Source organism: Sphingomonas sp. BK036 (assembly GCF_004216825.1).
In the GTDB taxonomy this organism is placed as follows: domain Bacteria; phylum Pseudomonadota; class Alphaproteobacteria; order Sphingomonadales; family Sphingomonadaceae; genus Sphingomonas.
Genome location: NZ_SGXR01000008.1, coordinates 176,516 through 190,483, shown reverse-complemented (window position 1 = coordinate 190,483; position 13,968 = coordinate 176,516). Strand labels below are relative to the sequence as shown.

At 66.4% G+C, this 13,968-nt stretch carries 13 protein-coding genes; 2 read left to right on the top strand and 11 right to left on the bottom strand.

Annotated elements, in window-relative coordinates; all coding sequences use genetic code 11:
- Nucleotides 1-217 precede the first annotated feature (217 nt).
- Nucleotides 218-1,081, top strand: coding sequence for a hypothetical protein (locus EV283_RS19270; protein WP_165391834.1), 864 nt, complete (start codon nucleotides 218-220; stop codon nucleotides 1,079-1,081).
- A gap of 54 nt (nucleotides 1,082-1,135) precedes the next feature.
- On the opposite strand, the gene uraH is transcribed toward EV283_RS19270, so the two are convergent.
- Together uraH and EV283_RS17745 are read right to left on the bottom strand one after the other, a co-directional pair.
- A complete protein-coding gene (uraH, locus tag EV283_RS17750) occupies nucleotides 1,136-1,528 on the bottom strand; it encodes a hydroxyisourate hydrolase (RefSeq protein WP_130327673.1) in 393 nt (130 codons plus the stop codon).
- The gene (locus tag EV283_RS17745; RefSeq protein ID WP_130327671.1) at nucleotides 1,525-2,757 is read right to left on the bottom strand and encodes an amidohydrolase family protein; all 1,233 of its coding nucleotides are present in this window, start codon (nucleotides 2,755-2,757) and stop codon (nucleotides 1,525-1,527) included. The genes uraH and EV283_RS17745 overlap by 4 nt, the downstream gene beginning before the upstream one ends.
- 101 nt (nucleotides 2,758-2,858) lie before the next feature.
- On the opposite strand from EV283_RS17745, the gene EV283_RS17740 reads away from it, so the two are divergent.
- Entirely contained in the window at nucleotides 2,859-3,713 is an 855-nt protein-coding gene (locus tag EV283_RS17740) for a LysR family transcriptional regulator (RefSeq protein WP_130327669.1), read from the top strand.
- Between the two features lie 99 nt (nucleotides 3,714-3,812).
- Here the strand turns inward: EV283_RS17740 and EV283_RS17735 are convergent, their stop codons facing one another.
- The 9 genes from EV283_RS17735 to EV283_RS17695 form a co-directional block, all read right to left on the bottom strand.
- Nucleotides 3,813-4,637, bottom strand: coding sequence for a CoA ester lyase (locus EV283_RS17735; protein WP_130327667.1), 825 nt, complete (start codon nucleotides 4,635-4,637; stop codon nucleotides 3,813-3,815).
- Nucleotides 4,638-4,647: 10 nt separating this feature from the next.
- On the bottom strand, nucleotides 4,648-5,391 hold the full coding sequence (locus tag EV283_RS17730; RefSeq protein WP_056414224.1) for a GntR family transcriptional regulator: 744 nt from the start codon (nucleotides 5,389-5,391) through the stop codon (nucleotides 4,648-4,650).
- 83 nt (nucleotides 5,392-5,474) lie between these two features.
- Nucleotides 5,475-6,683, bottom strand: a complete 1,209-nt coding sequence (locus EV283_RS17725; protein WP_130327665.1) for a CoA transferase — start codon at nucleotides 6,681-6,683, stop codon at nucleotides 5,475-5,477.
- On the bottom strand, nucleotides 6,680-7,855 hold the full coding sequence (locus tag EV283_RS17720; RefSeq protein WP_056414229.1) for an acyl-CoA dehydrogenase family protein: 1,176 nt from the start codon (nucleotides 7,853-7,855) through the stop codon (nucleotides 6,680-6,682). Before EV283_RS17720 ends, EV283_RS17725 begins: the two co-directional genes overlap by 4 nt.
- A gap of 18 nt (nucleotides 7,856-7,873) precedes the next feature.
- Nucleotides 7,874-9,247: an MmgE/PrpD family protein gene (locus tag EV283_RS17715; RefSeq protein ID WP_130327663.1), complete on the bottom strand. Its 1,374-nt coding sequence runs from the start codon at nucleotides 9,245-9,247 to the stop codon at nucleotides 7,874-7,876.
- Complete coding sequence (locus EV283_RS17710; RefSeq protein WP_130327661.1) at nucleotides 9,244-10,617, bottom strand: MFS transporter; 1,374 nt, start codon at nucleotides 10,615-10,617, stop codon at nucleotides 9,244-9,246. The genes EV283_RS17715 and EV283_RS17710 overlap by 4 nt, the downstream gene beginning before the upstream one ends.
- Before the next feature lie 109 nt (nucleotides 10,618-10,726).
- Nucleotides 10,727-11,236 (bottom strand): MaoC family dehydratase, encoded by a 510-nt coding sequence (locus tag EV283_RS17705; protein WP_107959818.1) that lies wholly within the window; start codon nucleotides 11,234-11,236, stop codon nucleotides 10,727-10,729.
- A gap of 74 nt (nucleotides 11,237-11,310) precedes the next feature.
- Complete coding sequence (locus EV283_RS17700; protein ID WP_130327659.1) at nucleotides 11,311-12,876, bottom strand: porin; 1,566 nt, start codon at nucleotides 12,874-12,876, stop codon at nucleotides 11,311-11,313.
- A gap of 157 nt (nucleotides 12,877-13,033) precedes the next feature.
- A complete protein-coding gene (locus EV283_RS17695) occupies nucleotides 13,034-13,945 on the bottom strand; it encodes an acyl-CoA thioesterase II (protein WP_130327657.1) in 912 nt (303 codons plus the stop codon).
- Between the last annotated feature and the right edge of the window lie 23 nt (nucleotides 13,946-13,968).

Genomic DNA, 13,968 nt, shown 5'->3' with positions numbered 1-13,968 from the left:
GACGTCCGGCGTCGTACGGATATCGAAGATTGTCAGAGGGTTACGCACTCGATCAGCATTCGGGAGATATGATGAAAACGATCCTTGCTACCGCCGCCCTCTCGAGCCTCGGTGGCCCGATGAGCGTGCGGACGGGCGACGATGGAGCGATCTTCGTCATCCACGATTCCGGGGATATCCTTGGGCTGGTGCGACACGGCTCGTGAATATACCGGCCTTGACGGTTTTGGCCTCTGCGTTGGCCTGCGTCGCGGCGACGCGCGCGTCGGCACAGTCCGTGCCGTTCATCGACACCGAGGATGCGACGTTATCCAACGTCGACGTCGGGGAGGGGGCTATCCACCCGATCGTCTCGTTCGACGTGCGCAACGGCGATTATGCGCGCGGGGCGTATGATGACGATGATGCCGGCCTTGGCAGGGTACCCGTCCATGTCGCGGCCGGCGGTGCCGCGGTGCTCAAGCGCCACGCCGACGGGCAGGGCGTCCTGTTCCTGGTAGGGCAAAGCTCGAACGGCTTCCATGCACCACGATCTGGCGAACGCGCCCGCCCGCGCAGCTGGTATGAAAGCAACACGATCGTCGGACTTGCATGGCGGCCGGTCGCCGGACTGTCGGCCGCCGCAGCCTATGCCATCAAGGCCAGTCCCAACGGGGTGGCAGGCACGACCCACGAAGCCAGCCTGACGTTCCTGTACACCGGCAAGGACGCACTAGGATTCCTTGCCCCCCGCTTTGCCGCGACGACGCGGACGAAGGGGCAGGGTGGCGTCTACACGATCATCGGCATAGCCCCCGCTGTCCCCCTCACGCGCGCGGAATCTGGCGCTACGCTCACAATGCCGGTCTCGGTCGGCGCCGGTTGGCGCAGCTTCTATGCCGCAGAGAGTGGCGACCGGGTGTACGGCAGCGCCGGGATGAGTGTCGCCCAGCCGCTGAAGATTGCCGGCGCGAAAGCGTCGTTGCAGGGGGAAATCCTTGCCGTCGTTCGAGACCGACAGCTTAGACGGCTCGACGCTCCCGGCGGCACGACCGCCTCCGTCGTACCGCTGGCAACGATATCGCTTGCGATGGCTTGGTGACGTCGCTCCGCAAAACGGAGGCGACCAGCGTGGTTCGGGGCGACGCTCGCATGGTCAATTTCCCCGGTAGGTTGAATACCCATAGGGGCTGACGACCACCGGGACGTGATAATGGCCCGCCGCGTCGGTAACACGGAACGTCAGCGTGATTTCCGGGAAGAATGGCGACGCCGCGGCATCCGGGTAGCGCGACATGTCGAATTGCAGCCTGTAGATACCCGTGTCGAAGGTCTTGGCATCCCCGAAGCTGCGGACGCGACCATCGGCATCGGTCGTGGCGGCGCCAACCTTCTGCCAGTTTCCGTCTGCACCGCGCTTCGAAAGCAGGACGGGGACGGCCTTGCCGCCGACGCCCCGGGCGAGATCGAGAACATGGGTCGAGATGTCCGCTGCTGCGGCTGGCGTGGCGATGGCACCGATCAACGATGCGAGGGCGATAGTCTTCATGCGCGCGATCCCGGCTGGTGATTGAAGGAGGGGAGAACGGTGTCGAGCCGCGACATCGCCGGCGCGGTGATCACGCCGCGCTGGACCAGACGGCGGTGGTGAGGCGGAGCCGCGACTGCGGCTGCAGCGTTTTGCGCATCGACGATGACGAACGTCGCCTCGTTGCCAAGGGCGATGCCATAGCCTTCGCGCCCTAGAATCGCCGCAGCTTCGGTGGTCGCCATATCGAGCGCGATCGCGAGCTCGGAGTCGGTGAAGAATCCCGATCGATAGGCGATCAGCATCGCGCGGCCGAGCATGTCGGCATCGCCATAGGGCCACCAGGCGTCGCGGATATTGTCGTTACCGGCGAACACCCGGACACCTGCGTCGCGTAGCGCTGCGATGGGTGGGAATGCCCGGTTGCCGGGGGCATTGGTCATGATCGCGACGCCTGCATCCGCGAGCAGATCCGCGGTGCGCGCGGCCTCGTCCGCATCGATGTCGCCCAGCGCATAAGCGTGGCTGACCACGACCCTGCCGTGCATCGCCGCAGCCTTTGTCCGTTCGGCGATACGGCGGAGTTGCTCGATACCCTCATGACCCGGTTCGTGAAGATGAATGTCGATCTTCACGCCGTGCCGCTCGGCGACGCCGAACACCACGTCGAGATGGGCATCGGCGTCACCGTCGAAGGCGGACGGGTCGAGCCCGCCGATAACATGCGCACCCTCGCGAATGGCGGCATCGAGGAGATCCGCAGTACCCGGCGAGGCGAGAATGCCGGCCTGGGGAAACGCGACGATCTCGACGTCGACCCGCCCGCGCCAAGGTTCGCACGCTGCCATCACGGCATGGAGATTGGTGAGCCCGAGCGACGCGTCGATATCCACATGGCTGCGCATCGCGATCGTGCCCAGGCCGTGCGCTTGCGCCAGCAAGGCGTCGGCACGCTCCGCGACGGGCAACGCGTCTGCGAGAAGCCGCTTCTCGATCACCAATCGTTCGGCAAGGCCAGCGGCTGGACGATGCGGGCGCCAGCGATCCCCGACGAAGCTCTTGTCGAGATGAATGTGCCCATCGACGAAAGCGGGCAGGACCAGCAGGCCGCCCAGATCGACGACCATGGCATCATCACCAAGTGCTTGCGGCGCAACGAACCGGCCGGTTTGGACAGCCAGGTCCCGGACCTCGCCGTCCTGGCACAGCGCGTTGCGAAACAGTCGGGAAACGGCAGTGGTATCAGTCACCTATCTCATCCTCGAACTTGCGAGGGCGGAAGATGGCAATCCCAGAATGCATTTGCGAATGGTATGTTTGAATGCCGATCATTCATGAATAGAATGATGCGATGCTCGACCTTCGCCTCCTCCGCACGTTCGTCACGGTCGTGGATACCGCGAGCTTTACGGTCGCCGCGGATCGGCTGAACTCGACACAGTCCACCGTCAGCCAACATCTTGGACGTCTCGAAGCCGTGATGGGGCGGCCGCTCATCGATCGATCGTCGCGCCCGATTGCGCCGACCCCCTCCGGCGAGCGTCTGCTAGGCTATGCGCGGCGGCTGCTCGCATTGCAGGACGAGGCGCTGTCGTTTTTTGCCGATCCCTCGGGAACGACCACGATTCGTGTCGGGGTGCCGGACGACATCGTCACGTCAGCGACGAGCCGCCGGTTTGCGCAGTTTTCCAGACGCCACCGCGATATCCGTCTGGACGTGACGACGGGGCTGAGCCGTGACCTGAAGACGCGTTTCCGGGCGGGGGAGTTCGATATCGCGGTGGTGAAGGAGGCCGTGGTCGACGGTGATGCCCATGCCAGTTTTCCCGAACCGCTGGCGTGGTTCGAGGCTTCGGCCAGTGGGACTTGGCCAGATCCCATCCCGCTGGTGACGTTTCCGCCGGGCGGGCTGTACCGTGACGTCATGATCGATCGCATCGAGCGCGAACAGCGGCGCTGGTACATCGCGTTTACCGGCAACAGCCTCGCCAGCGTGCTGTCGGCGGTCGAGGCCGGCCTGGGGGTATCGGTGCTGCCGGTCAGCACGACCGGAGCGTATGCCGTCAGCGCCAGCAGCCTCTTTGCCGCAGAAGCCCCGCTCTCGCTCTCAATCTATGCGTGGGAAGCCGGCGGACGGGTCGGCGAGCTGCTGCACGACATGATAGACGCGATCACCTCGCGATCGGAGGGCGCCGGGATACCGTGATCGTTCTGGCTCGTGCGTCAGACGTTGCGGGAAAACGGATTGGGTAAGCAGCCGAATACCAGCCCCTAGTGTCGGCAAGAGGGTCCTGCCGCGCGTCCGTTACGCCGCGGATCGGAAGGCGTCGTGCGTGGCCAGCAGCCGGCGGGCGCGGTCGACGACGGGTTTGTCGATCAGCTTGCCGTCGACCGCGACGGCACCGAACGCGCCGTCGATCGCGGACATCACGCGCGTCGCCCAGTCCACGTCAGCGTCCGAGGGCAGGAACGCGCGGTTGACGATCGCCACCTGGCGCGGGTGGACGCAGAGCTTGCCGCCGAAGCCGAAGCGCCGCGCGTGTTGCGTGTCGCTTTCCAGCGCGGCGTCGTCCGAAAGGTCCGTCAAGACGCCGTCGACGGGTGCCGCCAACCCGGCGCTGCGCGACTGCAGCACGATCTGCGTGCGGACATGATCGATCTCGGCGCGGTCGCCGTCGATGCCGGCATCGGCCTGGAAGTCGACGGTGCCGAACGACAGTCGCGACAGGCCGGGCGCCGTTACCAGATCCGCCAGGTTCAGGATCGCCGAGACGGTCTCGACCAGCGCGTGCAGCGGCTTGCCGCCCGCCGCCTCGCGCATCGCGGCGAAATCGGATGCGCGCTCGGCCTTGGGCAGCATCAGTCCGGCGACGCCCGGCAACGCCGCGAGCGCGCGGACGTCGTCGGCATGCCAGTCGGTATCCAGGCTGTTGACGCGCACGACGAAGCGCGGGTCGATCAGGCCGGCGAGCGCGTCATGGACCGCGTCGCGCGCGGCGACCTTGCGATCGGGGAGGACCGCGTCCTCGAGATCGATCACCACCATGTCCGCGCCGCTCGCGCGCGCCTTTTCGAAACGCTCGGCACGATCGCCGGGCACGAACAGGATGCTGCGGGCGGCAATGGTCATGGAAATTCCTTTAGAGGCCGGATTCGGGATCGCGGCGGAAGGTCTGGGAATAGGAATAGCGATCGGCGGGATGGGTATTGATCGCCATCTCGATCACCTCGCCGCGCGCGTTGAGATATTGGCGCGTCAGCCGAAGCCCGGGCGCGTCGGTCTCGGTTTCGAGCAGCGTGGCGATCGGTGCGCGGATCGCCACCGCCTCGATCTGTTGGCGAACCTCGGCGACGCGCTCGCCGAACTGTTCCTCGATCCGGCTGAAGATCGGCATCGACCCGACATCGTCGTCCAGCTTCAGGCTGCGAAACGCCGGGTGGAGATAGATGTCCGAATAGGAGATCGGGCTGGTCCCGGCGGCGCGGCGCAGCGCGCGGAGATGGAGCCAGGTCTGGCCGGGCGTCGCGCCGACCTGATCGGCGATCGGCCCCTCCAGCACGATCGTCTCGCGCGCGATGATCGTGAGGCGGGTTTCGTTGGTATATTGCTGGAGATCGGACAGCCCCTCCATCACCTGGCGATAGGCGGCCGGTCGCGACAGCCCGAGGACTCGCGTGCCGACCCCCGCCTGGCGCGAGACCATGCCCGACTGCACGAGCCGCTTGATCGCCTCGCGGACGGTGAAGCGGCTCGCGCCGAACTGATCGCACAGGTCGAACTCGGTCGGCAGCAGCGTGCCGATCGGATAGCGGCCATCCTCGATCTCGTTGATCAGCGTCTGGGCGAGTTGCAGGTAACGCGGTTGCTGACGAAGCTGGGGCATTGGATATCCATCGGTCGCTTTGTCGGGTGATCCGGACAATATCTTATCGTTCAATGCCTTGGCGTTCGATGCAAGCGCTGGTGTCACCGTATCGCGCCACGCGTCCGCAAGTCCGCCACATCGTCGCCGCTATAGCCGAGCGTCGCGAGGATCGCGTCGGTATCCGCACCGAGTGCCGGCGCCGCCTTGTCCGGGTGCTCGACACCGCCCGCGCGGATCGACGAGGCGATGCCGGGCAGAGGGCCGTGCTCGGGATGCTGGAAGTCGATGATCCGTTTCGACTCGGCGAGAAACGGATTGTCGAGCGCCTGCTGGACGTCGAGCACGGGTGCAGCGGGCACGCGGCCTTCGAACAGCTGCATCCAATCCGCGGTCGTGCGGGTCGAGAGCACGGCATCCAGATCGGCATTGAACGCGGGCCTGTTCTCCAGCCGTGCGGCGAAGGTCGCATAGCGCGGATCGGTTGCCCATTCCGGACGCTCGATCAGGCCGCACAGGACCTCGAAGAACTTCTCCTTGTTGCACATCACGAAGATCCAGCCGTCGCTGGTCGTGTAGAGCTGGCTGGGGGTGAGCGACGGGTGGCTCGAGCGCGACGTGCGTTCGACGGTGACGCCGCCGTTGAGATACCACTCGGCGACATAATTGAGGTTGCCGAGCGCGACGTCGAACAGGCTGACGTCGAGATCGCGGCCGATCCCGCTGCCGCGCGCGGAGACGACGCCGGCCAGGATCGCGAGCGCCGCGGTGGTGCCGGTCATGAAGTCGACGATCGACAGCCCGAAGCGTGCGGGCGGCGTTCCCGGCTCGCCGGTGAGCGACAGATAGCCCGCCTCGGCCTGCATCAGATAGTCATAGCCCGGCCACGCCGCGCGACTGCCGGTGCGGCCATAAGCGGACAGGTGGACACACGCGATCGCCGGATTGAACGCCGACAGCGCGGCATAATCGAGCCCGAGCTTGGCGGGCAGGTCGCCGCGCAGGTTGTTGAACACCACGTCCGACTCCGCGACGAGCTTCTCGAGCACCGCGCGCCCGTCCGCGCTCTTCAGGTCGAGCCCGATGCTGCGCTTGTTGCGGTTGAGCGATTCGTAGAAATGGCTGTCGCCCGGCGCGAAGAAATACGGGCCGACATGGCGACCGATATCGCCGCCATCCTTGTGGTTCTCGATCTTGATGACCTCGGCGCCGAGATCGGCGAGCTGCTGCGTACCGAAGGGGCCCGCGCCATATTGCTCGACCGCGACGATGCGCAGCCCGGCGAGCGGCTGATTGAGGGCTGGCTGGTTCATGCCGGGTTCCGCGCGATGATCTGCTTGGCGATGATGATCCGCTGCAACTCGTTGGTGCCTTCGCCGATCGTCAGCAGCGGCGCGTCGCGGTAGAGCCGCTCGACATTATATTCCTTCGAATAGCCGTAGCCGCCGAAGATCCGCATCGCCTCGATCGCGTTCTCCAGGCCGGCCTCGGTCGCGAAATACTTCGCCATGCCCGCCTCCATGTCGCAGCGCTCGCCGCGGTCATACGCATTGGCCGCCGCCTCGGTGAGCAGGCGCGCGGCGTAGGTGCGCGTGGTCATCTCGCCGAGCTTGAGCTGGATCGCCTGATGCTCGCAGATCGGTTTGCCGAACGTCTTGCGCGTCTGCGCATAGGCGACCGCCTCGTCGAGCGCCGCCTGCGCGATCCCGACCCCGCGCGCCGCGACGTTGATGCGGCCGAGCTCGAGCCCGCCGAGCACCTGCTTCAGCCCGACGCCCTCGACCCCGCCGATCAGCCGGTCGACGGGCACACGGTACCCGTCGAAGGTCAGCGCGTTGCTGTCGATGCCCTTGTAGCCGAGCTTCTCCAGCTTCTTGGACACGATGAACCCGTCACCCTTCTCGGCGATCAGCAGGCTCATGCCCTTGTGGCGCGGCTCGGCGGTCGTGTCGGTCTTGACCAGCAGCAGGATGGTGTTGCCCGAGCCCGAATTGGTGATCCACATCTTGCTGCCGTTGACGACATAGTCGTCGCCGTCGCGCACCGCGGTGGTACGGATCGCCTGAAGATCGGTGCCCGCGTCGGGTTCGGTCAGGCCGATCCCGCCGCGCAGTTCGCCGGTCGCGAAGCGGGGCAGATAATGATCCTTCTGCGCGTCGGTCCCGCAGCGCTGGACCGTCATCGCCATGATCATGTGGCTGTTGATGATCCCCGCGACGGACATCCACACGGTCGAGATCTTCTCGATGATCCGCGCATAGGTCAGCGTCGACACGCCGAACCCGCCGAATTCGGGTGCGATCATGAGCCCGAACAGGCCCATCTCCTTCATCGTGTCGACGATCTTTTGCGGATATTCGTCGTCATGTTCGAGCTGGTGGACGAAGGGCTTCACATCGGTTTCGAGGAACTTGTCGATCGAATCGAGGATCATGACCTCTTCGTCGGTCATCGAGGCAGCGGGGAGAGCGGACTGGGTCGTCATGAGGGATCTTCCTTGAATTCAGGCGCGCTGGGCGAGGATGTCGCCGAGTGCGGAAGCGGGGTGGCGGTCCATGTCGAGCACGGCGGCGCGGATGTGGGCGGCGCGGGTCGCGTCGAGCGTGCGGGCCGCGTTCTCGAAATATTTGGCGTCGATGTCGGCGTTGCTCAGCGGTCGATCGGACGCGCCGCGATTGATCGCTTCGCGGTGGGCGAGCCTGCGCCCATCGCGGGTTTCGACGATCACTTCGCCGGTGAAGTGCTTGGGATAATCGCTGTCGGGATCGATCGCGTAAGTGACGCGCGCGGCCAGATCGAGGACGCCGGGATCGTTCAGCGCGGCCGGATCGAGCGCATCGAGCGTGAACTTGCCCGTCAGCAACGCGGTGGCCACGGTGTAGGGGATCGAGAATTGCGCATCGTAGCCGGTGCGCGGCGTGCGCTTCGGCTCTGCGGGTTCGCAGACGATCGGGATCACCGCCTCGGGCACCAGCACGGTGACCTTTGCGATATCGGCCGCGGTCAGCTTGTGTTGCGACCGCAGTGCGATCGCCGCGTCGATCGCGGCGTGCGTCATGTGGCAGGCGGGCAGCGGCTTGACCGACACCGCCTCGATTTCCCACGTCTCGCCGAGCGCCTCGGTCGCCTGCGCGAGCAGGGCAGGGGCGGCGTCGCGCAGATACAGCGCGAACAGCCCGAAGCGCCCCTCATAGGCGGCGGGAGGCCCGACGAAGCCGCGCTTGGCGAGCGTCGCCGCGGTCAGCGCGGAACTGGCCGCCCAGCCGGGGTGGAGCCGCTTGGTCCATGCACCATCGGCGAGGAATTCGAGGCTGCCGCCTGCCATCGACAGCACGATGCCCTGCGCCATCGCGATCTGCTGCGCGTCGAGGCCGAGGAGGCGGCCCGCCGCAAGAGTGGATCCGAACGCACCGATCAGCCCGGTCGGGTGAAAGCCGAAGCCATGGAACCCGCCCGCGCCGACCGCCGCGACGCGGGTCGAGACCTCCATCGCGGCGATATAGGCGACGAGCAGGTCGGCCCCCGATGCGCCCGCCTTGTCCGCCGCGACGAGTGCGGTCGGAAAGGCGCTGACGGTCGCGTGGATGATCCCGCGCGCATGCGTGTCGTCATAGTCGAGCCCGTGCATGACGAGCCCGTTCATCAGCGCCGCATCGCGCATCGCCAGCGTGCGGCCATAGCCCAGCACGGGCGCGGTGCCGCTGCCGAGATCCCCGGCGGCGGCAAAGCTCGCCTCCGCCCAGGGCGCGCCGACCGCGGCGAGGCCGGTGCCGACTGAGTCGAGGATCAGGTGGCGCGCGCGTTTCCTGACCCGCTCTGGGATGGCATCGATCGTCAGGCGTGACGCGAAGTCGGCATAGGTCTGCGAGAGAGTCACTTGGCGGCCCCCCCGGTCACCAGCGAGTCGTCCGAGACGTCGTCGAGCGACTGCCCCGTGGTCTCGATGTTCAGCAGCCCGACCGCGGCGATCATGCAGGCGAGCACCACCCCGACCATGCCGAGCACACCGTGGAGCCCGAAGCGCTCGAACAGCGCGACCGTGGCATAGGGCGTGAGCATCGAGGCGGCGCGTCCGCACATTCCCGCGAACCCGGTACCGCGCAGGCGATAGGCGGTCGGGAACAGCTCGGGGATGTAGGCGAACAGCGCGAGCGTTACGAGCGTGTAGATGCTGGAGACGAGCAGGAAGCCGGTCAGCGGCACCATCAGGTCGCCCTGCGCCGTGGGATAGAGGAACCCGAAGATCATGATCGCGACAGCCGCCGCGATCAGCGAGGCGCGACGCGAGATACGGTCGGCGATGCCGATCGCCACGACCGCGCCGAACACGCTGCCGAACGACATCAGCGTCGTGTACCAGAGCGAGGTGACGATCCCGGTGCCATGGCTCACCAGGAAGGTCGGCAGCCACGCGACGAAGCCGTAGACCGAGACGTTGACGGCGATCGCGGCCAGCGTCGCGGCAATCAAGCGACGACGCAGCTTCGACCCGAACAACGCGCTGAGCGGGGCGTGGACCTGCTGCACGGCGCGGACCGCGGGGACCTCCGCCAACGGGCCCTTGTGCGCGACGACTTCGGCTTCGATCTCGCGCAGCGTCGCTTCCGCCTCGTCGTTGCGACCGACCGATTCCAGCCAGCGCGGCGATTCCGGCATCTTCTTGCGCATCACCCAGACGATCAGCGCGAGGATGCCGCCGATCGCGAACATGTAGCGCCAGCCGAGCGTCGGGATGACGATGTACCCGACCGCGGTCGCGACCAGCAGGCCCGAATTGACGACCATGCCCATGATCGACACCCAGCGACCGCGATAGGCGGGCGGGATGAACTCGCCGAGCGTCCCCGCCGCGACGACCAGCTCGGCGCCGAGGCCGATGCCCATGATGAAGCGGCAGACGATCAGGAACGTCATGTTCGGCGAGAAGATCGCGACGATCGACGCAAGCCCGAACAGCGCGAGGTTGAACTGGTACGAGGCACGACGCCCGAAACGATCGCCGACATAGCCGGCCATGCCCGCGCCGATCATCATGCCGAGGAACGTCATCGACATGAACACCGCGGCCTGCGCCAGCGTCGAGAAACCCTCGGCCTTCAGCGCAGCGATCACGCCACCGGCCAGATACACGTCGAACGCGTCGAGGAACGCGCCCGCGCTGATCAGCCCCAGGATACGCCAGTGGAATCTGGAGATGGGCAGACGGTCCAGCCTGGCTCCGGCGTTGACGGCAATGGTACTGGCCATGGGGCTACCTCTCAAGGGAATGGCGATGCGTCGGGGCGTCTTGGTCGAGGCTCTCGCGGCGCATGCGGGGGATGTCCGGCCACCAGGGGCAGCCGGTTAGCCGGTCGAATTACTTGTCGTCGGGGGACTCGCCGCGCTTGTAGACCAGCGAGTTGCGCGTGAACTCCATGATCTGCTTGGCGTCCTGGTTGAATGCGCGCGTCCGCGTCGTGACGATCCCCTGGGTCGGGCGCGACTTCGACTCGCGGATCTCGAGCACTTCGGTCTCCGCGGTCAGCGTGTCGCCGCCGAACACCGGATGCGTCAGCTTGATCTCGGTCCAGCCGAGATTGGCTGGCGACTTGCCGCTCACGTCGTTGACGGTCATGCCGAGCACGATCGCCAGCGTCAGCCCGCTATTGACCAGCAACCGCCCGAACTCGCTCTTCGCGGCATATTGCGCGTCGCAATGCATCGGGTGCGCGTTCATCGTCATCAGCGAGAACTGGATATTGTCCGCGTCGGTGATCGTTCGTCCGGGGCGGTGCTCGTAAATGTCGCCGACGACGAAATCCTCGAGATAGCGGCCATAGCTTGCGCGGTAGCGCTGCTCGCCGACCTTGATAGCCGATAGGCTCATACATCCTCCTTATCGCTTTGTACGGACATTATCGAACTTGCTCTAGGTTTACAAGTCCGCTGCGGTGACGGCGTTTAGAATGCCACTTCGGCGCGGGCGGCGAACGTGTCGCCGGAATCGCGTCCGACGAAACTCCCCGTCCGGTTGTCGGTACGGAAATGCGTATAGTCCGCCATGAACCGGAAATTGTTGGTCAGCGACCAGTTCAGCCCCAGCGTGCCCGCGGTGCCTGTGCCGCCGAGCGGCAGGCTCGAACTGTCGAGATCCTCGTAGCGGACCACCGCCTCCAGCGCGCCCCAGCCCCCATCGAGCACCGAGTTCAGCACGTTCGGCGCGACATAGGTGCCGCTCCGCGCCGAATAGGTCGGCGTCTCGCCGGTGATCCAGAACCCGCCATTGACCGACAGTGCCTTGATCTTGCCGCTGCGGAAGGTCGAGGTCGGGCCACCATGCACGGTGCGCTGGCCATATTCGCCAAAGGCATAGAACGGCCCGAGCGTGCCGCCGAGTTCCAGCCCGAACGCCTTCGACCCATCGGCGCCGGTCAGCGCCGCGGATTCGACGCGGACGCTGTTGTTGAGCGCCCCCGCCATGCCCTGCGCGAAGGTCGTCGGCAGCGTCGTGTCGGGGATGTTCTCGCTATAGGCCCAGCCGCCGATATGGATCAGCCCGCGCTTGGTGAGGATCGGGTTCCAGTGTGCGCGGCCGAGGAACATGCGGTTGTCGCTGCGTGTGAAATCGCTGTCGATCGCGTCGCCGTGCACGCCGAAGCTTGCATGCCAGTTCTTGCCGCCCGCGCGGCCGACCGCCCCCATAAGGAAGACCTTGCCGCCCTGCGTCGCGAGCGCGGTGGTGTTGATGTTGGTGGTGATGAACGGGTTGGCGGTCGATGCGGTGCCGATGTCGATGCCGCGATCGGTGATGAGATTGCCGAAGCGGACGTCGGCGTCGGTCTTGCCGAACTTCTCGCGATAGCCGACGAACGCTTGCACGACCTCGGTCGCGTTACGGCGGAAATCGGTCTCGAACTGATAGAACAGATGATCGCCGATCGTGCCGATCGCCCCGACGCGGAACTGGCGCAGCGTCGAGACGGTGATGTTGCGACGGTCGAAATCCGATCCGCCCGTCGACGACACATCGGCCAGCAACCGCCCGCGCATCTTGAAGGTGAACTTGCCGTCGCGGCTGCTGAACACGGGCGCGCCCCGGCTCCAGTCGACCGTGAGGTCGGCGGGCAATGCGACCCCGCCGGAGCGGGTCACCTGCTCGTTGCCGACCGGCACGGGGGCGATCTTGGCGCCGGCATCGCGCTCCTGCTTGGCGACCTGCACGGGAGTCGACACGCGTACCGGGGCGGCCGGTATCGGGGTCGGGGGCGAGGGTGCTGCCGGCGCATTCGCGGCCAGCGCACGTCCTGCTTTCGCCTTGGCGGTGGCGATCAGCGTATCGGCGCGTTCGCGGCTGACCAGCTTGTTCTCGACCATCTCGTCGATCAGCGCGAGCATCGTCTGGTACGACGCATCGGTATCGAGCGGCGTTGGCGACGGAGAAAGCGGCGGCGACGAAGTCTGGGCATGCCCCGCCGATGGCAGCATGGCGAGCAGCGCGCAGAGCGATACGGCGTACGAATGACGCATACAGACATCCTCAAGTGACCGGGCTCACGTCTTCGGCATCGTCCGTCTTCAGCGGCGCGACGTCCCGAGATCAGCCTCGCTAGTTCAACTTGATCTTAATGTCCGTACAAATGCGCTGTCAACGTCGTTCTATGCGGTGAACGGAGCAGCGACCCGATCAGGGCATGTGCGGAATGGTGGTGCGCGGTGCGAGATCCGGCCGCAACCGGATCAAACCCTCCTGCGTCACATGCGCGATCGCCCGCCCGTCGCGGCTGTGGAAGACGCCGCGCCCGATGCCGCGGCCATGGCCCGACCACGGGCTTTCGCTCGAATAGAGCAACCAGTCGTCGAGCGGCACCTCCTCGTGAAACCACATCGCATGGTCGAGGCTGGCGGTCTGCATGCTGCGATCGAACATGTTGACGCCGTGCGGGATCAGCGACGCGCTCAGCAGCGCATAGTCCGACAGATAGGCGAGGATGCCGCGACGCAGCGCCGGATCGGCCGGCGCGCGCCCACGCAATCGGATCCAGACATGCGATACCGGCGCGCCGGGCTCGGTCTGGAGAAACGCGGGGACGCCGCACGGCCGGATATCAAAGGCGGACGGTCGGCGAAGAAACGCGGCGGCCTGCGCCGATCGGTCCGCATAGTCGCCCGCGAGCAGGTCGAGCGAACGGAGCGCCTCTGGGGGCGGCAGATCGGGCATCGCGGCCGCATGCTCCAGCCCGGCTTCGGGCCGTTGGAACGACGCGGCCAGCGTCAGGATCGTCGCGCCGCGCTGGCTGGCAGTGACGCGGCGGTTCGCGAACGACCTGCCGTCGAAATCGCGGTCGACGCGGAAGATGATCGGGTGCGTCTCGGCGCCCGCACGCAGGAAATAGGCGTGCATGCTGTGCGCAACCGCGGGTCCGTCGACCGAGCGCTGCGCCGCCATCAGCGCCTGCGCGGCGACCTGTCCGCCGAACACGCGCGCGCTGGCGCCGGGTCGCTGGTGCCCCCGGAAGAGATCGGTGTCGAGCTGCTCGAGGTCGAGCAGGGTGACGAGTTCGGCGGTAAGGTCTGGCGTTGAGGGTCGATCGATCATGGTCGCCCGTACCCCGCTAGCGG

Coding starts and splice junctions, on each gene's coding strand:
- EV283_RS17730 (WP_056414224.1), bottom strand. CDS start 5,391: ATGCCCCAGCTTCGTCAGCAACCGCGTTACCTGCAACTCGCCCAGACG.
- EV283_RS17740 (WP_130327669.1), top strand. CDS start 2,859: ATGCTCGACCTTCGCCTCCTCCGCACGTTCGTCACGGTCGTGGATACC.
- EV283_RS17735 (WP_130327667.1), bottom strand. CDS start 4,637: ATGACCATTGCCGCCCGCAGCATCCTGTTCGTGCCCGGCGATCGTGCC.
- EV283_RS17705 (WP_107959818.1), bottom strand. CDS start 11,236: ATGAGCCTATCGGCTATCAAGGTCGGCGAGCAGCGCTACCGCGCAAGC.
- uraH (WP_130327673.1), bottom strand. CDS start 1,528: ATGAAGACTATCGCCCTCGCATCGTTGATCGGTGCCATCGCCACGCCA.
- EV283_RS17700 (WP_130327659.1), bottom strand. CDS start 12,876: ATGCGTCATTCGTACGCCGTATCGCTCTGCGCGCTGCTCGCCATGCTG.
- EV283_RS17720 (WP_056414229.1), bottom strand. CDS start 7,855: ATGACGACCCAGTCCGCTCTCCCCGCTGCCTCGATGACCGACGAAGAG.
- EV283_RS17710 (WP_130327661.1), bottom strand. CDS start 10,617: ATGGCCAGTACCATTGCCGTCAACGCCGGAGCCAGGCTGGACCGTCTG.
- EV283_RS17725 (WP_130327665.1), bottom strand. CDS start 6,683: ATGAACCAGCCAGCCCTCAATCAGCCGCTCGCCGGGCTGCGCATCGTC.
- EV283_RS17695 (WP_130327657.1), bottom strand. CDS start 13,945: ATGATCGATCGACCCTCAACGCCAGACCTTACCGCCGAACTCGTCACC.